The sequence below is a fragment of the Coprococcus phoceensis genome (assembly GCF_900104635.1).
GTDB classification, from domain to species: Bacteria; Bacillota; Clostridia; order Lachnospirales; family Lachnospiraceae; genus Faecalimonas; species Faecalimonas phoceensis.
Window position 1 is genome coordinate 1,010,492 of sequence record NZ_FNWC01000007.1, and the last position, 19,281, is coordinate 1,029,772.

26 protein-coding genes are annotated in these 19,281 nt (G+C 35.2%); 3 read left to right on the plus strand and 23 right to left on the minus strand.

Annotated elements, in window-relative coordinates; all coding sequences use genetic code 11:
* The first annotated feature begins 6 nt into the window (after positions 1-6).
* From BQ5364_RS08580 to BQ5364_RS08590, 3 genes are read left to right on the plus strand one after another with little or no spacing between them, the layout of a single operon-like run.
* Positions 7-771, plus strand: coding sequence for an ABC transporter permease (locus BQ5364_RS08580; RefSeq protein ID WP_071144048.1), 765 nt, complete (start codon positions 7-9; stop codon positions 769-771).
* Between the two features lie 6 nt (positions 772-777).
* Positions 778-1,074 carry a hypothetical protein gene (locus BQ5364_RS08585; protein WP_071144049.1) on the plus strand — a complete coding sequence of 99 codons (297 nt, stop codon included), beginning with the start codon at positions 778-780 and terminating at the stop codon, positions 1,072-1,074.
* A gap of 56 nt (positions 1,075-1,130) precedes the next feature.
* Positions 1,131-1,472 (plus strand): response regulator, encoded by a 342-nt coding sequence (locus BQ5364_RS08590; protein ID WP_071144050.1) that lies wholly within the window; start codon positions 1,131-1,133, stop codon positions 1,470-1,472.
* A gap of 352 nt (positions 1,473-1,824) precedes the next feature.
* Here the strand turns inward: BQ5364_RS08590 and BQ5364_RS08595 are convergent, their stop codons facing one another.
* The 23 genes from BQ5364_RS08595 to BQ5364_RS08695 all read right to left on the minus strand — a co-directional run bounded on the left by BQ5364_RS08595 (position 1,825) and on the right by BQ5364_RS08695 (position 18,936).
* The gene (locus tag BQ5364_RS08595) at positions 1,825-2,022 is read right to left on the minus strand and encodes a hypothetical protein (RefSeq protein ID WP_071144051.1); all 198 of its coding nucleotides are present in this window, start codon (positions 2,020-2,022) and stop codon (positions 1,825-1,827) included.
* Between the two features lie 67 nt (positions 2,023-2,089).
* The gene (locus BQ5364_RS08600) at positions 2,090-2,311 is read right to left on the minus strand and encodes a sortase family protein (RefSeq protein WP_071144052.1); all 222 of its coding nucleotides are present in this window, start codon (positions 2,309-2,311) and stop codon (positions 2,090-2,092) included.
* A gap of 297 nt (positions 2,312-2,608) precedes the next feature.
* The gene (locus tag BQ5364_RS18320) at positions 2,609-2,788 is read right to left on the minus strand and encodes a hypothetical protein (protein ID WP_235837145.1); all 180 of its coding nucleotides are present in this window, start codon (positions 2,786-2,788) and stop codon (positions 2,609-2,611) included.
* The gene (locus BQ5364_RS18325) at positions 2,760-2,921 is read right to left on the minus strand and encodes a hypothetical protein (protein WP_235837147.1); all 162 of its coding nucleotides are present in this window, start codon (positions 2,919-2,921) and stop codon (positions 2,760-2,762) included. The genes BQ5364_RS18320 and BQ5364_RS18325 overlap by 29 nt, the downstream gene beginning before the upstream one ends.
* 86 nt (positions 2,922-3,007) lie before the next feature.
* Positions 3,008-3,997: an alpha/beta fold hydrolase gene (locus tag BQ5364_RS08605; RefSeq protein WP_071144053.1), complete on the minus strand. Its 990-nt coding sequence runs from the start codon at positions 3,995-3,997 to the stop codon at positions 3,008-3,010.
* Positions 3,998-4,414 carry a hypothetical protein gene (locus tag BQ5364_RS08610; RefSeq protein ID WP_071144054.1) on the minus strand — a complete coding sequence of 139 codons (417 nt, stop codon included), beginning with the start codon at positions 4,412-4,414 and terminating at the stop codon, positions 3,998-4,000.
* The gene (locus BQ5364_RS08615) at positions 4,411-5,031 is read right to left on the minus strand and encodes a hypothetical protein (RefSeq protein ID WP_136017809.1); all 621 of its coding nucleotides are present in this window, start codon (positions 5,029-5,031) and stop codon (positions 4,411-4,413) included. The genes BQ5364_RS08610 and BQ5364_RS08615 overlap by 4 nt, the downstream gene beginning before the upstream one ends.
* 73 nt (positions 5,032-5,104) lie before the next feature.
* A complete protein-coding gene (locus BQ5364_RS08620; protein ID WP_071144056.1) occupies positions 5,105-5,674 on the minus strand; it encodes an RNA polymerase sigma factor in 570 nt (189 codons plus the stop codon).
* A gap of 209 nt (positions 5,675-5,883) precedes the next feature.
* Complete coding sequence (locus BQ5364_RS08625; protein ID WP_071144057.1) at positions 5,884-6,075, minus strand: RumC family sactipeptide; 192 nt, start codon at positions 6,073-6,075, stop codon at positions 5,884-5,886.
* 20 nt (positions 6,076-6,095) lie between these two features.
* Positions 6,096-6,287 carry a RumC family sactipeptide gene (locus BQ5364_RS08630; protein ID WP_071144058.1) on the minus strand — a complete coding sequence of 64 codons (192 nt, stop codon included), beginning with the start codon at positions 6,285-6,287 and terminating at the stop codon, positions 6,096-6,098.
* A gap of 141 nt (positions 6,288-6,428) precedes the next feature.
* Complete coding sequence (locus BQ5364_RS08635; protein ID WP_071144059.1) at positions 6,429-7,517, minus strand: insulinase family protein; 1,089 nt, start codon at positions 7,515-7,517, stop codon at positions 6,429-6,431.
* 5 nt (positions 7,518-7,522) lie between these two features.
* On the minus strand, positions 7,523-9,331 hold the full coding sequence (locus tag BQ5364_RS08640; RefSeq protein ID WP_071144060.1) for an ABC transporter ATP-binding protein: 1,809 nt from the start codon (positions 9,329-9,331) through the stop codon (positions 7,523-7,525).
* 185 nt (positions 9,332-9,516) lie between these two features.
* Positions 9,517-9,708, minus strand: a complete 192-nt coding sequence (locus BQ5364_RS08645) for a RumC family sactipeptide (RefSeq protein ID WP_071144061.1) — start codon at positions 9,706-9,708, stop codon at positions 9,517-9,519.
* 16 nt (positions 9,709-9,724) lie between these two features.
* Entirely contained in the window at positions 9,725-9,916 is a 192-nt protein-coding gene (locus BQ5364_RS08650; protein ID WP_071144062.1) for a RumC family sactipeptide, read from the minus strand.
* A gap of 65 nt (positions 9,917-9,981) precedes the next feature.
* A complete protein-coding gene (locus BQ5364_RS08655; RefSeq protein ID WP_071144724.1) occupies positions 9,982-11,523 on the minus strand; it encodes a RumMC family radical SAM sactipeptide maturase in 1,542 nt (513 codons plus the stop codon).
* 32 nt (positions 11,524-11,555) lie between these two features.
* A complete protein-coding gene (locus tag BQ5364_RS08660) occupies positions 11,556-12,992 on the minus strand; it encodes an ABC transporter permease (RefSeq protein ID WP_071144063.1) in 1,437 nt (478 codons plus the stop codon).
* 119 nt (positions 12,993-13,111) lie between these two features.
* On the minus strand, positions 13,112-14,554 hold the full coding sequence (locus BQ5364_RS08665; RefSeq protein WP_083382762.1) for an ABC transporter permease: 1,443 nt from the start codon (positions 14,552-14,554) through the stop codon (positions 13,112-13,114).
* Positions 14,555-15,214 (minus strand): ABC transporter ATP-binding protein, encoded by a 660-nt coding sequence (locus tag BQ5364_RS08670; RefSeq protein ID WP_071144064.1) that lies wholly within the window; start codon positions 15,212-15,214, stop codon positions 14,555-14,557.
* Positions 15,215-15,229: 15 nt separating this feature from the next.
* Positions 15,230-15,688: a hypothetical protein gene (locus tag BQ5364_RS08675; protein ID WP_071144065.1), complete on the minus strand. Its 459-nt coding sequence runs from the start codon at positions 15,686-15,688 to the stop codon at positions 15,230-15,232.
* A gap of 1 nt (position 15,689) precedes the next feature.
* Positions 15,690-16,877 (minus strand): ABC transporter permease, encoded by a 1,188-nt coding sequence (locus BQ5364_RS08680; RefSeq protein WP_235837148.1) that lies wholly within the window; start codon positions 16,875-16,877, stop codon positions 15,690-15,692.
* 44 nt (positions 16,878-16,921) lie between these two features.
* Positions 16,922-17,407 carry a hypothetical protein gene (locus BQ5364_RS08685; RefSeq protein ID WP_071144067.1) on the minus strand — a complete coding sequence of 162 codons (486 nt, stop codon included), beginning with the start codon at positions 17,405-17,407 and terminating at the stop codon, positions 16,922-16,924.
* Between the two features lie 89 nt (positions 17,408-17,496).
* Complete coding sequence (locus BQ5364_RS08690; protein ID WP_083382947.1) at positions 17,497-18,156, minus strand: C39 family peptidase; 660 nt, start codon at positions 18,154-18,156, stop codon at positions 17,497-17,499.
* Positions 18,157-18,375: 219 nt separating this feature from the next.
* Positions 18,376-18,936, minus strand: coding sequence for a radical SAM protein (locus BQ5364_RS08695; protein WP_071144068.1), 561 nt, complete (start codon positions 18,934-18,936; stop codon positions 18,376-18,378).
* Positions 18,937-19,281: the final 345 nt, after the last annotated feature.

Consider the following 19,281-nt stretch of genomic DNA (forward strand, 5'->3'; position numbering starts at 1 on the left):
AAACAAATGAATTTCTCAGAATTACTAAAAATCGAATTTATGAAAGTCAAGCGCTCTAAAATTATTCCACTTATTTTTATCGCTCCTATCTTGGTAATTATTTCTGGAATTGCAAACCTAAGTACTTATTTCACTCCGGAATACACAAATGCCTGGCCAGCTATGTTTATCCAAAGTGCTCTTGTTTATGCCTACTATCTGCTTCCTTTTAGTATGATCGTAGTTTGTGTAATGATTGCCGGACGCGAAACACAAAACAACGGTATTTTGAAAATGTTGGCTTTACCTGTCAGCAGGCAATCCCTTTCTCTGGCCAAATTTTGTGTTCTTGTTTTTTACCTCTTTATGGAAATGGCTGTTTTCATGGCTGTTTTTATTATTGCAGGTCTTATTGCAACAACCACTATGGGAATTACCGAAACGCTACCAGTACTATACCTACTCAAATGGTGTATTGGACTTTTTCTTACTATGCTTCCATGTGTAGCAACTATGTGGGCAATTACTGTTTTATTTGAAAAGCCATTACTTTCCGTTGGTTTAAATCTATTACTTGTAATTCCTGGTATCTTAGTTGCAAATACACCACTATGGATTGCTTATCCTTACTGTTACAGCGGATATCTCGTATCCTGTTCATTACATGACTTTACTGCGGTTTCTTCTGATTCCGCATTTGAACTTATGCCATTCTTGCCATGTGCAATAATTGTATTTGTACTTGTTTTAACTGTATCTATTAAAACCTTTGGAAAAAAAGAAATGAGGTAATTAAGTATGAAAGAAAAAAAGCTCAAAGTTCTTAGTATATGTGCATTAGTTTTTAGTCTGCTCCCTCTTGCAACACTTATTCCAACATTCCTTGGTGTCACACTCGCAAATGGAATACAAACTGCATGGGCAGGTGCAAATATCTTATTTGTTCTAGTCGGTTTAATACTCTCTATTATTTGTGTGCGTCATGCTGGAAACAGGAAAGCATTAAACATTCTTTCAACAATAATCAGTATTTTCTGGTTATTGTTAATGGTCGGAATTATCGCATTCGCAGTATTACTAACTTTTAAATCGTAATGCCAACCTGTTTCTCTGAAACTATTATTACACTAGGAGGTGCATTTTTTGAAAAAATGCTTCTTAGAGATGATAATATCAACTTTTTAAAACTACTGTCCAATTTGCTTCAGAGAAAATTTGAGGTATATATGGCAACTGGCGTAAAAGAAGCAATGCAAATTTTTGAATCAATTTATATAGATATGATTTGTTCTGACTATTTTATGACCGATGGAACGGGATTTGATATCTTAAAAAAGGTAAATTCTCTAAATATCGCTATTCCTTTCATTATTCTGTCTGGGCTCGAAGATTCAACACTTATTCAAAAAGTAGAGTCATACCATGCGATGTTCTATTGTAAAACAAATCCTGAATCGCTATCAAAACTCTGTGATATTGGATATTCTGAATAAAATAATTTTAACCTTCAATGTAGGAGATGCGTCAACAAAAACATACTCAGAATATAAAGAAAAGAGGCTTTTATGAACAGTAAAACCAGCTCAGACTGTCAAACAATGACCAAAATTACTTTATATATTTCATCACACAGCCTCCTTCATCTGTTTGTCTCGCAACTAACATCATAAAGAAAAACTGTATGATTGGGAAGTAGGGATTTTCTCTACTTCCTTTTTGCATACAACCCTTTTATCTTTCCTACCAATCCTTCACGCTAAAATTTCTTGAAAACCAAAGACACTCTTGATACTCTCATACCTCACCCACTGTCCATGATAGTAAATAGCGCATATTTTAATAATTTTAAGGCTCTAACCGCGCATCATAATAGTCCGAATGCTTTTTAGCACTACAGGTAGATAAAAGAAACTCCTTCTCCGGTTCCGGTTCTGCTTCATGTCCTTCTTCCGTTATCTTATACACTGCACTATTTGTCGACACTTGTTCACAGGCTGTAATCTTATAGTTCAATATTACTCCTTCTGGTAAATAAACCTCCATATCCGTATGCTCCTGAAAAAATCAATATCCTGATAATTTCTCAATACACTAAACATACTTCCATCTTTCATGTTATGCCCAGAGATAATATTCTTACTATCTGAAAGATCCCATTCATTCCGATAATCCCCAAAATACTGCTAGCAATATTGTAAGTATTTTGCGCCGCATGACTTAAATAACAGGAATTATCTCCCCCTCTTACGACTGGATATTCCAGTACCCCTGGAATTCTGACCCATGCTACAACATCTGGATTGCTTTCCTGTAAAGCTGCAAAATCAACCATTACGGTTTCTTCCGGCTTTTCTTTTCCTTATCATCTGTTGTAGTTTACGGCTTCATATCTTCTGGTTCTTTTGTATTCTTTTCTACTTTCACATATTCTTGCAACTGTTCATATTCCTGTTCTCTTTTTTGTATTCACTCATAATCTAATCAATCCAGATTCCTGCTGCCAGGAAGATCACGGTTAATATCCCAAGTAAAAAAAAGCGGCAGCATACCAAAACTGATATACTACCGCCTACACTTATGTCTCTTACTTTCTTAAAATGCAACAATCCACTGAGTTGGGATTGATATGCTACTTCCAATATTTATAATGTTCTGTGGGATCTTCACAGACCGTCAACGGAACCTGAAGAAATTCCACCCCAAATTTATTTACCAGTAGCCCATTTAAGTAATCAAAATTCAAATATTCTTCAATCAGAGGACTTAGTCGTAAAGTAACATCAAAACCCTCTTCCTGTAGTTTTAACAATGCCCTTAACCGCTTTGACGGACTGCTTACTTTTCATATTCAAGAGCCTTTTATCATCAAAGCAGGTAATCGTAATCTGGATATGTGCCAGTCTCAGATCATAAAGTTTTCGGTATCGTTCTTCTCCTTCCATAATATTTAATTATTCTAGTTCCCATACCATGACCTCTAATCCCACTAGTGTAAAGATATATTGATATTCTTTTAAAATCATAATAGTTATCTGCTTCCTATCCACTGTGTAGTTCTTTCAACAATTGCCTTCTTCTGTTCAAAATGTAAATAGTGAGAACCTTCTAGCAAAATTACTTTTCCATTTTCTTTATCTGCTATAATATCCCTATGTAGTTGTTCCCACTGTGGCATAGTCTTGCAATTCTCTTTTGAAACAAATTCCAATATTGGTATTTCTCTTGGAATCTTCATATCCTCCACTACTTCCATATTTTTTTCAAGATTTTTCATTTCTGCCATAACCGTTGCGTTATATCCTTTATCCAGCGTTAATATGCGGAAAACTTCCCATTCCTTCTCTGAATATAGGTACTGCGGATCTGCATACACAACTTTCTTTGGATTGTTTATAGAAAGTAACCTTGTAACTCCCGTTATATTGACTATCTTCTGAGTATACGCAGATATTTGGTTGAGCAACTGTACACTGACTGGAAAAGGATTATTTTCTTTACTTGTCATTTTCGGAACTGATGGATCAATCCCTATAATTCCTTTAATTTCATTTGGATATATCTGGCTCCAATACAAACTATATATCCCTGATATGGAATGCCCCATTAGATAGTATTCCTCTTCTCCTAAGTTTTTTACACATTCATGAAGTTCTTCTACGATATTTTCAATCGTCCGGTCACGCTTTGTTCCATCAGATAATCCATATCCAAATGGCTCAATCGTAATCACCTTGTATTTTTTAGCTAATTCACTTGCTAAAGGTTTAAATTCTAAAATAGGCGACGGTTCTCCCAAACCAGGAAGCAAGATAATCGGAGGACCGTCATGTTCCGCTCCGGCAATCTCCACAACCATACTTTTTCCATCTATTTGCACACTGTTTCCATACGCATCTTTTATTTTGTATTCATCTATTTTCTTACATATAGTGTTCCATATAATTCCCAATAAAATGAATATAATGGTAATACCTATAATCCATTTTATAATGATCCATATTTTTTTCTTTCGCTTCATTTAAAAATTCAAACTCCCTCCTGTAATACTAATTGTACTAGAAGATTTATTTGTTATATAGAATTTATAATATCCTGTACTTCTAATTGTAAATGTGGTACTGTGACTTTTTCCTGTTCCACTATACTTTTTTGTTCTGACACCATTTGAATTTTTATATCCCATTTCAACACTTCCTGATGCTTTCAAACTAATAGAAAAACTTATCTTAGTCCCACCCGGAACGTAAAATGCCATCCCATCATTATCAATAATATTAATGGTTTCTCCTGCACTCAACGCTGTACTTGAAATTCCCATCCTCTCACTTTGCTGATGCATAGTATTTGATTGAGGTTCCGCTGCCTGTACAGAAGTACTATTTGTTGTCATAACCAAAAGAGCCATTATTGCTATTACTTTTTTTACTTTCTTCATTTCTCCATCCTCTCCTTTACTATATGATAATTAAGAATAATTCGATCGCTTGATATATTTTTGAAATATGGAAAATATTCTCTCTGCGTTCCCCCTTTCAGCCAAACTTCATACTGTTCGACCTCAACAGTATCTACTTTAAATGGCTTTCCATTTTCAATATATCCTATTTCAAACGTATGTCCAGGCTGTTTATTCATGTTCTCCTGCTTGACACTTATTTTGACCTTTTCATTCTCTTCTAGAAAAATCCCCTTTCCTTGATCCTGTAAAATCAGCATTGTACCATTTTCTACATATATTTGTTGATCAGCTGTATAAAAATCTATCTGTATTTCTAAAATATGTTTTGCAATAGGAATACCATTTTGATATAAACAGTCTTTATTAAGCAATTCTGTTTGAATATCAATCACTATCTTCTCTTCTTCTGTATCTGATTCGTAGAGCGTATGCTCTTCTTCCAGGTTTTCTATTTTTTCTACTTTCCCACCTGGATCCAAAAGCGTTTTCGCCAAAACAATGCTGCCGGTCACCAAACATATTATGCTAACTGCAGCTACTGATTTTAAAAAATAGGACTGTTTTTTTCGACGAATAATCTTTTTATATACCATATCCTGAATATCTGTGAGATTGTCTATGTCAGTTCTTTCCTTTGTTAATATCTCAACCGAATTATCCAACATCTCACTTATCTTGATTTTCATAAACCGTATACCCCTCCTCACGCAAAGCATGACGCAAAGTTTCCCTGCCTCTTCGAAGTCTGGTTTTTATGGTCTGCGGATTCATATTAAGTTGTAATGCGATTTCTTCTATTTTAAAATATCTATAATAATATAAAAGAAAGATTTCCTGATCCATCGGCTTTAATTTCTGAAGAAGTTTCTGAATAATCCTCTGTTGTTCCTTTTGCTCCATGAGTTTTTCGGCCTGGTTATCAATTAAAACCACATCATCATAAAGTTCCAGATTCCAATTTTTAATTGCACGTATTTTATCTTTTGCCTTATTCCTTGCAATCATACCTATATATGCTTTAATACTGGTGTATTTTTCATAATCAATTCTTTCAGCAGTATTCCATAAAGAGATAAATACATCTGATACTACTTCTTCCACATCTTCGTTTGTACCTTTCCCCGCAAGTATTTCTTTTGAAATCGTAGTGACATATGCACCATATTTCTTCATAATCTCTTCTAAAGCCTTTTCGTTCTTTCTCTGTAGTTGTTTTAATAACTTTCTTTCCTTCATTCGTAAGAATCCTGATTTTTGTTTTTGTATCAATACGTAAAATTCATAATTCAGGTTTCAAAAAAGAGGAGATATTTTATAATATTTTTTTCAAAGATTATTTATTTTTCAATCTATCTTAAATCTTAACAACACTTTTGAATAAAAAAATAAGAAGACTTAACAGCCTCCTTATTCTTTATTATTCTATTTGCTATGTAAATACATCTCTATGCTGTTCGTGCAAGATTTGCATTCGCATTTCGGGTTACTGTTCCATTACTGCCACAATAACCAACACAATATGCTGATCCTGCATTATGAGCATTTGCCACTGCTACAGATCCACTGCAAATACAACCTGCTTTACTTCCTTCAAAATGCGATCCTGTTTTCATTGTTTTTGTTTTTACTAATTTCATGCTGTATCTTCCTTTCCTTGTTATGATGTTCGTGCCAGATTAGCGTTTGCATTTCGGGTTACTGTTCCATTATTGCCACAATAACCAACACAATATGCTGGTCCTGCATCATGAGCATTTGCTACTGCTACAGATCCACTACAAATGCAACCCGCTTTATTCCCTTCAAAATTGGAACCTACTGCGATCTTTTTAGACTGTACTAATCTCATGTTTTTCCCTCCTTCCTCTGTAACTTTTTGTTTTAAATCCTTCAAAATAGATTTAAAATTCTTATTTCGTTTCACAATGTATAGTATATACACACTTCGTATGATTTTTTCGTCTTTTCTGTGTAGTTTTTGTGTAGAAACCTATTTTCTCATATTTGTTATTATATTCTCCTTGGCAAACAATTTCTTAATGTCATAAATGTCTTTTTGAACATTTCTTTCTTCTTTTGAAAGCATATCCTTAAAAGTAAAAGCATTTATAAAATATTCTCTCAAAGAGTTACAATTATAACCTATTGGTTCTTCCCTTAAAAACTTCAAATATCTCTTTTCTATCTCCGTTACTGGCAAATTTTCTATTTCTCTACAAATGTCTTTCCATTCTAAACTCTCTTCTATCGTTACCTTAATAAATTCCTGCTTAGGAGATAAAAATATTTTTTCCACACCAACCTTACCTACATTTTCTTTCAAAAATTCTTGTATTACATAAAGTAAATCTTCATTTATTGACTCAGCATCCGATTTTCTCTCCCTATATAAATAGTATGATGCATTACCCTGTTGATTTTTGATGGCAAATCCACCTGTTTCCGCATAAGACAAAATCTTTTCTTCAATCTTCCCATGCTCTCCACTAAGATTTGCAATCCATCCGTCTCCAATGTTCTCCAACGTTTGTGTTGATGTAATCCAAATAATACATACATTTTCTAGAAAATAAAATCTTTTGAAAAATGTTCTGATTTCGTCATTTGATATGGAACGAATCGTTTTTGGGGTTCCTATGGATAAATGGTTTTCATAATTAGTTCCATTTAATAATATACGAAAATCTGAGTTTCTATTTTTCACTTCATATGCTTTATATTCCTCAAGAATATCTGATCTTACCTTCTCAACATCTTTCATTTCTAAATACTTACCTTTTAAAATATTCTGTATGATATCTATTACACACTCTAACGATGTATCCTTTACATCAAAATAATAGGTTGTTGAATAAAAATCCGTATAGGCTGAACAAAGATACCTCTTCTCATTTTTATCAAAAAAATTCATTTGTACATGCTCCAAAAAGTGTGCAATTCCTGCATTTTCTATATCTTCTGAAGAAGAACCTACATTGATTGTTAGCGCTATATAGTTCATTCCTTGAAGGTTTTCTAGTGGAAACACACATTTTGTTATTTGATTTTCACATTTTGAAAAAAAATTATTCTCTCCCAACCCAGTCACTCCTCTCTATAAGCCTCTGCTTGTATGCTATAAAGCTTTGCATATTCTCCGTCTAATTTCATCAAATCTCTGTGATTCCCTTTCTCTATAATTTTCCCATCCTGTAAAACTAAAATTTCATCTGCTAATTTTACTGTAGAAAATCTATGTGCAATTAATATGCTTGTCCTTCCTTCCATTAAATCCCTAAATTGTTTATAAATCTCATATTCTGCCTTAGGATCTAATGAGGCTGTTGGCTCATCTAACACTACAAGTGGAAAATCCTTCATAAAAATTCTACTGATTGCAATTTTTTGCCATTGCCCTAGAGATAATTGGATCCCTCCACTCCATTCTCTGTGTAACTGTGTATCATACTTTTCCGGCAAGGAAGAAATAAATTCTGCTGCCCCTGCTTTCTCTGCCGCACAGTAAATCTGATCAATATTTTTCATTTCTTCCACATTTCCACAACCAATATTCTCTCTAACTGTCAATGGATATTTCACAAAATCTTGAAAGACTGCCCCTATCATTGTTTGATAAGATTCTGTATCAATATCACATATATTAACTCCATCAATTAAAATTTCCCCCTTATCTGGAACATATAACTTTAATAACAACTTAATTATAGTGGTCTTGCCAGATCCATTTAATCCCACAATAGAATAACAGTGTTTAGCATTTATTGTGAAAGAAATACCTTTTAATATATATTTTTCTGATTCAGGATATCGAAACCATACATTTTTAAATTCTATCTTTTGAAAATTTTTATTAAACGATAACGAGTTCTCTATCCTTTCCGTTGTTTTCATATCTAAAAATTCAAATAGGTTTTGTATATAAAGACCATCTTCAAAAATTGTGACTATTGTATTTAATATTGTCGTAGCTGAACCTCTAAAATTATCAATGGAATTTATATAAAGAGAAAAATCTCCAAGGGTTCTTTTCTCTAAAATAACCTTTAAAGTAATATATATTTTAAAAAATAAGATTGCAGCCTCTTCTACCAAATCTGTCAAGGATAATTTTTTGCAGAAACTACTTCTGATTTTTTTATCTTCTTGAATATATCCATCATATTGTTTCAGTATGTGCCCCCGAAAAAAATCATGTACATGATAAATTTTCATTTCCTTTATATTTTCATAATCAGTTACAATATCTTTCAAATATGCTATAAAGCGTAATCCTTCAAATCGCTTAGTATAAATTTCATATTGTGTAACTGCCATCTTCATACTAACGATTAACGTTGGTATGCAAATAAAAATACACAATAGCATAATTCCAACATTAAGACTTGCTAACACTGTGATGGTTCCAATCAAGCTGCTAAAACTTTGAATAAAGTTTGTTAATGTCGCCAATAAACTGATGGATCTCCCTGTCGATTCTTCATTGACTTTCCTAATTTTGTCATAAATCATTGAACTGTCAAAATACTTTAAATCCGTATCTTTTACCTTTTTCAAAATCAAATCACTTGTATAACGATTTAAGTAACTTGATAAAATATTCTGTTGATAATCTTTTATTCTCATCAGTACACTCTGTAAGTAATTGAATATAAAATAGAATATTAACCAAAATAAGACCGGTGCAATGTCTCCTGATATAATCGATCGACTCATATCATCAATAAGATATTTCCAAATAACCAAAGTAAATGGAATCGTAATACCTGAAACAATACTCACTATCATTGTTTTAATAAAATTGGACTTCGAGCTATTCCATAATAACTGAACTACTCTGCTTATTATCAAAAAAAATTCTTTGCTTTTTTTGATTAAACTCTTTAATCTTTTCATAAACTTTCACTCCACTTACTTTTATAAAAGGAGACCGTACCTACTTGACAGTCTCCTTCTTTTCTTATAACATAATATTAAGCCTTTTAACTCTGTTCATATATCTATTTTTATAGAATTTGCTTGGTATTGAACAGAGTTATTTTTCTTTTCCAGACTGGCACGTTCTGTTTAAAATACATCTTTTACGCAGTTCTTGCAAGATTTGCATTGGCATTTCTTGTCACCACTCCACTGTTGCCACAATATCCCACGCAATATGCTGGTCCTGCATTATGAGAATTTGCCACTGCTACAGTACCATTACAAATACATCCAGCCCTATTCCCTTCAAAGTCTGTTCCTGTTTTTGTTGTTTTTGTTTCTACTAATTTCATAATCCAATACCTCCTACTATTTTGTTTTTGCAAGATTCGCATTAGCATTTCTAGTCACTATTCCGTTGTTTCCACAGTATCCCACGCAATACGCTGGTCCTGCATAATGGGAATTTTTCACAGCTATAGTACCACTGCAAATACAATCACCTCTGCTACCTTCAAAGTCTGCTCCTGTCTGTAACTTTCCTGCTACGATTTTTCTCATGCCCAACGCCTCCTTTCTGTCTGTTTTTTTATTTTAAATTATCTTTGATAATCTAAAACCTTTCCTTAATAATACGGTACCGCATCTATCTCTTCGATTACTTCCGGTTTCTCTTCCAGAATGCTGTAATACGAGATCAATTCTCCTTTTGTGGCATACCTATGGGCTCCGCAGACCTTCTCTTTTCTTTCCATATCAATTCCTTCTGTTTCATAGCAGGCTGCATAACAAAGTCCACACAGGTTTCTTGCCCAACACTCATTGCATCTTGCGATGGATTTTTCATCGTATTCATCCATATAATATTTCTTTATTTTTTCTAGATCTGCTCCTTCAAACACATTTCCTATATCCGGTGCATCTCCGGTCTTTTCACACAAAAGGAATTTCCCATCCGTTTTCACATAGACCCTCCGGTTCCCCGGAATGCAGCAGCCGTTTCTTCTGAGATCTTTGCATGGTTCCTGTGTCTGTCTTCGGTTATGTATCCGCACCAGTTTATCCGCTACAATCCCTGCCACATAACTTTTTGGATCCTCTTCTTCTAAATCCCTTGCCAGTGCCCAGCCTTCGATGGCATCTAACCTGAAACCGTCCAGTTCCTCTCCGATAAACTCCCCGTCTCCAGCATACTCCATGGAAATATCTTCTTCTTTTACGCTTCCGTATTCTACGTAATCACATTTCTTTACCATTTCTTTTGGCAGCCAGCTCAGACCTTCAAAAAACTCCTTAATCGCATCCAGTTTCTTTGCACTGAATGGCGGACAGACCACCGTATTGATCACAATACTTTCCTTTGCCCTTTCTCCAAAAGCTTCTACCAGATATTTTAATCCCTGTATTGCTTTCTCAAAACTTCCTTTTCCTCCGCTCATCACTCTGTAAGCATCATGGATTCCTTCTGGTCCGTCTATACTTGCCAGAACACTCATTCCTTCCACTCCTGCCACATATGCAGCGATTTCCGGTGTTACCAGTGTCAGGTTGGTAGAGAAAGAAAAGGTCAGTTCTTTTCCTTTTATGATCTGCCGGCTGTAATCTATTGTCTTTTTCATCAGTTCAAACTGCACCAGTGGCTCTCCCCCATAAAAGGATATCGCCACTTTATCTCCACTGTTATCCCTTGCATACTCCACAGCACGTTTTGCCACATCCCAGGTCATGGCTTTTGGCGAGAAATTCCGGTATCCTTCATTATGTTCGTTATAAATACAGTAGCGGCATCTCATGTTGCACTGTTCTGTCAGTTCCAGGATGACCTGCTGCAGATCGTACCGGAGCAAGTCCCTTAATGTTTCATCTGTTTCCCTTACAAACTTTAAATTCGGTGAAACCTGCAGGATATGCTCTGCTTCTACCATCTCCCAGATGTTTCTGTATGCAGCCTCCAGTTCTTCTTCTGAAGCCCCCTCCTCCTCATCCGGAAGTTTTGTCTGTTCAAACAGGCTTTTTAAGATCTGGTATTCATTTACCCCGCACTCAAACACTTTTCCGGTTCCTGTATCATACATATACTGTTTATTTCTGGTAGTGAAAACAGTTCCCAGGCTGTATCCATGCTCTACATCAATGGTCTCTTTGATCTTTTTCAGGTGTTCATTCATTTTTCTTCCTCCTAACATTCTCTCCCAATGCATCAGCTCATTTCAGATAAAATCTCCTTTGGCTTTTTCCCCATAATCATAGTCCCTGCTACCGAAACTGAAACAAATAGCAAACCGCCAATTGCAATTGTATCTTTTACTAACATATCTGATGTAATTTCTATTTCTATCGTCTGAAATTCCAAGTCCGGTGCAATATATCCATCTGCAAACACTTGATTTTGTGTTGCTTCTTTCTGTTCATCTGCCTGGCTTTGAGATTGCTGTGCCATATAAGATGCCGTCATTTTAGAAAGTGCGGGGGATATCAGAAAAGATAATACCAATCCCAAAATTCCAATCAGCATGGCTTCCCAGAGAAATTGACTCCAGATTTTCTTCTTACTTTCTCCCAATGCCATAAAAATACCGATTTCCTGTGTCCTGTTCTTCATCCAGAATAAAAAGATCAGACTGAATATGATAAAACTTGCTGCGGAAACTACGATTAACAGCATTTCACTTAACTGCTTCATATTATTAAAATTTTCAGCCATGCTCTGAATATTTCCATTACTATCAATCAGATCGTATCGTTTCCAATCAATGTCTATTTTTTCAATTTCCTTTTTTACTGCATCATATTGATCTACATTGGCGACTTTAAAAATCGCATATCGGAACAGCGGATTTCCCTCTTCACCAGATGGTTTCTCTGGAAAATTCATATCGGTAAAAATCGTATTTTCTGAACGGTAAGTATCTCCAGACATAACCGGTTCCAGCTTCTGCACCGCTTCATATATCCCTACAATCTTAGCACTATAAACTTTCGAATTTTCCTTATCATCCCACTGATTAAACTGTAGACTGTCACCGACTTGCAGCCCGTTTAATTCCGCCAGTTCTTTTGAAATCACACAAACATCTTTGTCTTCTTTGGTTGTCATACGCCCGTCTACCAATTTAATCTTTCCAGCTGCAACATCCATATCCATTTCCATAATTCGGTTGCCTCTTAAATTGACACCTCCGAAGTCCTGGCTCTGATCCATATCCGAGTCTTCAATCCTTTTAAAGTTTACAGGATTTACCACAGTCGCTACTGTAATCAGATTATATTCTTCAATTCCTTTTACTTTTGCTATCTTTTCTGCATCTTCCGGGATAACTGTTTCAAAAGAATTATCCGTCGAAACCCCATAGGCTCCATTTTCTAAGCGATAATTATGAACTCCTTCATAATCTCCTTCTGCCCCTGTTATCTTTGATGCTTCTTCAAGCCGAGCATGTCGATTCGCCTCACTTAATTCTAGCCTAAAGGTTGCTCCTACTGCTTGTCGCGTAGAGTCCTGTACATTGACACTGGCAGACTGGCTCGCTAACCCTGCTATAAAAAAACTGCTGATCACCACAACGACTAACAGGAGAAGAAGACTTTTTATAGGCTTTCGTATAATGGAACACATTCCTCGTCGTAAAATATTCATCTTTTATTCTTCTCCTTCTATAAAGCTTTTTTATATTCCATAATTCTTATACCATTTTTTCGATTATAAAGCTTACTTACTCCAATGATCTTTCTTGCATAATAAGTTTGAACAAGCTATCAACTCATTTCAGATAAAATCTCCTTTGGTTTTTTCCTCATAATCATAATTCCTGCTACCGAAACTGAAACAAATAGCAAACCGCCAATTGCAATTGTATCTTTTACTAACATATCTGATGTAATTTCTATTTCTATCGTCTGAAATTCCAAGTCCGGTGCAATATATCCATCTGCAAACACTTGATTTTGTGTTGCTTCTTTCTGTTCGTCTGCCTGGCTTTGAGATTGCTGTGCCATATAAGATGCCGTCAATTTAGAAAGTGCGGGGGATATCAGAAAAGATAATACCAATCCCAAAATTCCAATCAGCATGGCTTCCCAGAGAAATTGACTCCAGATTTTCTTCTTACTTTCTCCCAATGCCATAAAAATACCGATTTCCTGTGTCCTGTTCTTCATCCAGAATAAAAAGATCAGACTGAATATGATAAAACTTGCTGCGGAAACTACGATTAACAGCATTTCACTTAACTGCTTCATATTATTAAAATTTTCAGCCATGCTCTGAATATTTCCATTACTATCAATCAGATCGTATCGCTTCCAGTCAATATCTACTTTTTCAATTTCCTTTTTTACTGCATCATATTGATCTACATTGGCGACTTTAAAAATCGCATATCGGAACAGCGGATTTCCCTCTTCACCAGATGGTTTCTCTGGAAAATTCATATCGGTAAAAATCGTATTTTCTGAACGGTAAGTATCTCCAGACATAACCGGTTCCAGCTTCTGCACCGCTTCATATATCCCTACAATCTTAGCACTATAAACTTTCGAATTTTCCTTATCATCCCACTGATTAAACTGTAGACTGTCACCGACTTGCAGCCCGTTTAATTCCGCCAGTTCTTTTGAAATCACACAAACATCTTTGTCTTCTTTGGTTGTCATACGCCCGTCTACCAATTTAATCTTTCCAGCTGCAACATCCATATCCATTTCCATAATTCGGTTGCCTCTTAAATTGACACCTCCGAAGTCCTGGCTCTGATCCATATCCGGGTCTTCAATCCTTTTAAAGTTTACAGGATTTACCACAGTTGCCACTGTAATCAGATTATATTCTTCAATTCCCTTTACTTTTGCTATCTTTTCTGCATCTTCCGGGATAACTGTTTCAAAAGAATTATCCGTCGAAACCCCATAGGATCCATCTTCATACTTTTTTGTTGTTACTCCCCTGTAAGTCCCTTCATTTTCTTCTCCAATTTTTTCTGTTGCTTCTTCAAGACGAGTATGTCGGTTCGCCTCACTTAACTCCAGCCTAAAGGTAGCCCCTACTGCTTGCCGCGTAGAATCTTGTACGTTGACACTCGCAGACTGACTTGCCAATCCTGCCATGAAAAAACTGCTAATCACCACAACGACTAATAGGAGAAGAATGCTTTTTATGGGTTTTCTAAATACTGAATAAACACCACGTCGTAACACATTCATTTATGAATCCTCTCCTTTTTCTTTTATACTTTCTTCGTGTATTTTCCCTTTTTCTATTTTAATAACAACATCTGCTGTTTCTGCCATACTTCTACTATGGGTTACTACAATTACACATTTTCCTAATTTATGTGCTGTTTCCTGAAGAATTTCAGTAACTTCTCTGCCAATATCTTCATCGAGATTTCCGGTTGGTTCATCCGCCAGTAATACTTTAGCCGGACTTGCTAAAGCTCTTGCAATAGCCACTCTCTGCTGTTGTCCTCCGGAAAGTTGTAAGACTCTTCGATTCCAATCTTCCTTCGGGATTCCAACTGCAGCTAATAATTCTTCGGGATTTCCATTTCCTCCAAGCATAACGTTTTCCTGCGGTGTTAAATAATCAATCAAATTGTAGTTCTGGAACACCAAAGAAACATGTTCTTTTCGATGATGATTTAATCCACCTTTTAAAATATCCTCTCCTTCATATAAAATACTTCCAAATACAGGAACATCCAAGCCTGCAAGCAATGACAAAAATGTTGTTTTTCCTGATCCACTTGCTCCTAAAATAGCATATACCTTGCCTTCTTCAAATTCATAACTAATCCCGTTCAAAACATTTTTGTTTTTATTTGTTTTATAATGGTAAACTACATTCTTTACTTCTAAAACCACTGTATCGCCTCCTAATCAATTAACAGTTTCAAACCCAATTTCTACTTTATCTGGTAAATTTTCTTCTTGAAATAAAATGTTTTTTTGCTTAAAATATCCCCTTATCACTTCCATCTCTAAATTGCGACTAGGCATTTTCCATTCGGAGTTGTTCAGCTTCTCTGCACTTCTAAAAATTATCCATATTCTTCCCTCATAATATTTTAAGCTTATTTCTAGGATGGAAAGTTCCACACATTTCTCAACAAAATAATACAAAGTATTTGTCAGACATAATTTGAGTGCATTTTTATTTGCATATATACAACTATCCATTCCATCATACAAATCCAGTCTGATTCGAATTCCAATTTTCCGTAAATCATCTTCTACAGATTCATATAATTCTAATATTGGTACAACAACTTCTATCTTATTTCCCAAACAATTTTGGCTCTCTATTTGAGAAACACTATTCTTATTATTTCTTTTCATGCTATCCCTCCATCTCTGATAGTGTATCTTTAGGATTTGTCCGTAAAACAGGGATCACTGATATTCCAATTCCAATAAAAAGTATCATAGCACCACTCATAATAAGTATTCCTACATCTGATAACTGTGGGCTAATTTTTACTGCCAATGTAGAAATATTTTTTCCTGCAAATAATAGGTCTTTCAATTTTTCTGCTAAAATATTTCCTATAGCAATAGAACATACTGAAGAAGCTGCAAATACCAAAAAACTCTCCAATAATAGCTGCGACAGTATTGAACATTTCGTTTTTCCCAAACTAATATAAACTGCTATTTCCTTTTTTCTCACTCTCATCCACATGCATAAAAGGAGTGTTATAACAATTGCAGATGTTCCTAATGTCAGATATAACATTAATTTTACAACTTGCATAACCTGTTCGAGTGGTTGTTTCATTTGTCGAAATAGCATATCTGATTTTGTTAGTTCAACTTTATCTCCTAAAATATTTTTCATTTCCCTTTCTATCTTTTCTAGATTTTCTGGATTTTTTAAATATACAAAAACACTTTCATATCCGCTTGTATCCTGCAATGTTATTATGGATTCTGTTTTTGCATAGATAGTATTTTCAATCCGATAAACAGATGCCATTTCCTTCGACTGTTTTCTTTCCGAACCTGACAAATAATACCCTGAGATAACTCCTTCCAGTTTCTTCCCATCATCTGTCTCTAAAGTGAGTACATCTCCAATCTCTAACTTATTAGTCTCTGCTAATATTTGATTTACGAGGACTTCATTTTTTTCTTTTGGATACTTTCCTTTTACAATTCGAACTTCAGAATCTGCAAAAGCACCGTCTAATTTTAAATCATCATAACCGACCAATCGAACCTGAAGATTTTCTGTATTTGTATTTTGGTTTTCTGTTACCGTTTGAAAATTTGACGGATATACAGGCAATGTGGTATTTTTATTAATCCTATCTATGCCCTTCAAGTCCTGTATTCTATTTATGTCTTCCGTTGTGATCGGATTGTTATTTTCCATAATTCCCGCTAATATTTTTGTCTTTGTTTTTTTCTGCAGTTCGCTTTTTGCCTCATTTGAAGCTTTTAAAATAATCCCTGTACTTAAAATCATCGCTTCTGAAATCAAGAGTACCAAAAACAAAATTACTGTTTTTGATTTTTTTCTTATCAAATACCGAACTGCTCTTTTCGCACTTCCCAATTTATTTCCTCCTACTATTTTTGAAAATGATCTATAATTACACGAGTGGCCAAGAAGGTTCCGTCTTCCTGATATTCCCCATACAGAAAGACTGCTGATGATTTTTTTACATCGTCTTTTGTTCCCGCCTCCAAAGTTACATTCGTAATTGTGGAATTTGAAATTTGAAATTGTGTATTATCAGCATACTGTACAGAAATTTTTTCTACACCTTCTGTGTTCTCTCCACCTGCTGGTGCAGTCATAGTATCTTCTGTAGCACTTCCTTTTCCGAGTGTGCAGCCTGTTTCTGTAAAATCAATTACTGTTCCAACCAAATTAGCATTTTTTAAAGCACTTGTTCCTTCGCTGTTCTCTGCGTTATTTTCAGTTTGGTTCATACTATCTGTTGAATTTTCTGTCGAAGGAACTTCTGGTTTATTCATGCTATCATTTCCACATCCTATTAAAGTTCCAAATAAACAAACTGTTAATATTACCGTTGCAATTTTTTTCTTCATAAATTATATCCTCCAATATTTTGATACTTTTATTATAAAAATCTCTTTTATGTTTATCACGTTTTTTATGTGTAATTTATGTGTAGAATTTAAAAAAGCGTTGTAAAACTCCACAAATTATTGATTTGACTTTCTAAAGTTTCATAGTTCCATAATTTTTCGCTTCTTTTTTTACTATTGGGATCATGGACACAAATCTTTCCATCTTTCATTCCTGTCAAGACAATAAAATGTCCGGTTGTTGTAAAATCTCCTGGACGCATGGCACAAATGATCGGATGTCCTAATTCTAATTCCGTCTGAATACTATCTTTGCCTAATGGAATCTCACTTCCTTGTATCCCAAAATAACTTCCTACATCTGTCATCATGTTCCAACTACTTCCTACCCCCTCTACATAATATCCATTTTTTTCTGCATACTGCGCTACTTGGTAAGGTGTTGCTTGCTTATTCTCTGTAAGTCCCACTATAACCATAGAAAGTGCTGTTGGACCACACCCGTTTACTGCAAACATGCTATCTCCATAATTTTGATAGCCCCATCTTTCATCCCATTGTAATAGTAATGGAATTTCTCCACTCCTTGTTTCCCCTACTGTTTCCGCTGGTGAATTATTTTTCTTTTCAGGATAATTCAATACAAACTCTATAGTTTCTATATTTGTCGTGAGCAGTTCCAAAAGTTCTTCTGGGTACTGACTTTTATTTTCTACGATATCTTTGATACGAAAATCATAATTTGACATTTTTTGCAATCTTTCCTCTATGCCCTCATTTTCCGCAGTGTGACTCACAATATTTTGTAATTGTATATCCTTGTATTTTCTATAGAAATACATCCCCGTACAACTTATAAAAACAATAATTCCCCAAAAAGCTATCCTTTTTATTACTCGTATTTTTCTCTTTTTTCTGCTCTTTCGTACCATTCTTATTTAACCTCCCTTCAGCTTTATAAAATCACCTTATTTAGTGTTACTAATAACATTCTTATATTTCATATCCGTGAAACAAGCAAAGCATTCTTGCATAGTAAATTCTTTCCTATCTCCAAAAATCAGTTCAAACTGCACCAGTGGCTCTCCTCCATAAAAGGATATCGCCACTTTAGCTCCACTGTTATCCCTTGCATACTCCACAGCACGTTTTGCCACTTCCCAAGTCATAGCTTTTGGCGAGAAATTCCGGTACCCTTCATTATGTTCGTTATAAATACAGTAGCGGCATCTCATGTTGCACTGTTCTGTCAGTTCCAGGATGACCTGCTGCAGATCGTACCGGAGCAAGTCCCTTAATGTTTCATCTGTTTCCCTTACAAACTTTAAATTCGGTGAAACCTGCAGGATATGCTCTGCTTCTACCATCTCCCAGATGTTTCTGTATGCAGCCTCCAGTTCTTCTTCTGAAGCCCCCTCCTCCTCATCCGGAAGTTTTGTCTGTTCAAACAGGCTTTTTAAGATCTGGTATTCATTTACCCCGCACTCAAACACTTTTCCGGTTCCTGTATCATACATATACNCCTTCATTATGTTCGTTATAAATACAGTAGCGGCATCTCATGTTGCACTGTTCTGTCAGTTCCAGGATGACCTGCTGCAGATCGTACCGGAGCAAGTCCCTTAATGTTTCATCTGTTTCCCTTACAAACTTTAAATTCGGTGAAACCTGCAGGATATGCTCTGCTTCTACCATCTCCCAGATGTTTCTGTATGCAGCCTCCAGTTCTTCTTCTGAAGCCCCCTCCTCCTCATCCGGAAGTTTTGTCTGTTCAAACAGGCTTTTTAAGATCTGGTATTCATTTACCCCGCACTCAAACACTTTTCCGGTTCCTGTATCATACATATACTGTTTATTTCTGGTAGTGAAAACAG

Coding starts and splice junctions, on each gene's coding strand:
- BQ5364_RS08580 (WP_071144048.1), top strand. CDS start 7: ATGAATTTCTCAGAATTACTAAAAATCGAATTTATGAAAGTCAAGCGC.
- BQ5364_RS08585 (WP_071144049.1), top strand. CDS start 778: ATGAAAGAAAAAAAGCTCAAAGTTCTTAGTATATGTGCATTAGTTTTT.
- BQ5364_RS08590 (WP_071144050.1), top strand. CDS start 1,131: ATGCTTCTTAGAGATGATAATATCAACTTTTTAAAACTACTGTCCAAT.
- BQ5364_RS08595 (WP_071144051.1), bottom strand. CDS start 2,022: ATGGAGGTTTATTTACCAGAAGGAGTAATATTGAACTATAAGATTACA.
- BQ5364_RS08600 (WP_071144052.1), bottom strand. CDS start 2,311: ATGGTTGATTTTGCAGCTTTACAGGAAAGCAATCCAGATGTTGTAGCA.
- BQ5364_RS18325 (WP_235837147.1), bottom strand. CDS start 2,921: ATGGAAGGAGAAGAACGATACCGAAAACTTTATGATCTGAGACTGGCA.
- BQ5364_RS08605 (WP_071144053.1), bottom strand. CDS start 3,997: ATGAAGCGAAAGAAAAAAATATGGATCATTATAAAATGGATTATAGGT.
- BQ5364_RS08610 (WP_071144054.1), bottom strand. CDS start 4,414: ATGAAGAAAGTAAAAAAAGTAATAGCAATAATGGCTCTTTTGGTTATG.
- BQ5364_RS08615 (WP_136017809.1), bottom strand. CDS start 5,031: ATGGTATATAAAAAGATTATTCGTCGAAAAAAACAGTCCTATTTTTTA.
- BQ5364_RS08620 (WP_071144056.1), bottom strand. CDS start 5,674: ATGAAGGAAAGAAAGTTATTAAAACAACTACAGAGAAAGAACGAAAAG.
- BQ5364_RS08625 (WP_071144057.1), bottom strand. CDS start 6,075: ATGAAATTAGTAAAAACAAAAACAATGAAAACAGGATCGCATTTTGAA.
- BQ5364_RS08630 (WP_071144058.1), bottom strand. CDS start 6,287: ATGAGATTAGTACAGTCTAAAAAGATCGCAGTAGGTTCCAATTTTGAA.
- BQ5364_RS08640 (WP_071144060.1), bottom strand. CDS start 9,331: ATGAAAAGATTAAAGAGTTTAATCAAAAAAAGCAAAGAATTTTTTTTG.
- BQ5364_RS08645 (WP_071144061.1), bottom strand. CDS start 9,708: ATGAAATTAGTAGAAACAAAAACAACAAAAACAGGAACAGACTTTGAA.
- BQ5364_RS08650 (WP_071144062.1), bottom strand. CDS start 9,916: ATGAGAAAAATCGTAGCAGGAAAGTTACAGACAGGAGCAGACTTTGAA.
- BQ5364_RS08655 (WP_071144724.1), bottom strand. CDS start 11,523: ATGAATGAACACCTGAAAAAGATCAAAGAGACCATTGATGTAGAGCAT.
- BQ5364_RS08660 (WP_071144063.1), bottom strand. CDS start 12,992: ATGAATATTTTACGACGAGGAATGTGTTCCATTATACGAAAGCCTATA.
- BQ5364_RS08665 (WP_083382762.1), bottom strand. CDS start 14,554: ATGAATGTGTTACGACGTGGTGTTTATTCAGTATTTAGAAAACCCATA.
- BQ5364_RS08675 (WP_071144065.1), bottom strand. CDS start 15,688: ATGAAAAGAAATAATAAGAATAGTGTTTCTCAAATAGAGAGCCAAAAT.
- BQ5364_RS08685 (WP_071144067.1), bottom strand. CDS start 17,407: ATGAAGAAAAAAATTGCAACGGTAATATTAACAGTTTGTTTATTTGGA.
- BQ5364_RS08690 (WP_083382947.1), bottom strand. CDS start 18,156: ATGTCAAATTATGATTTTCGTATCAAAGATATCGTAGAAAATAAAAGT.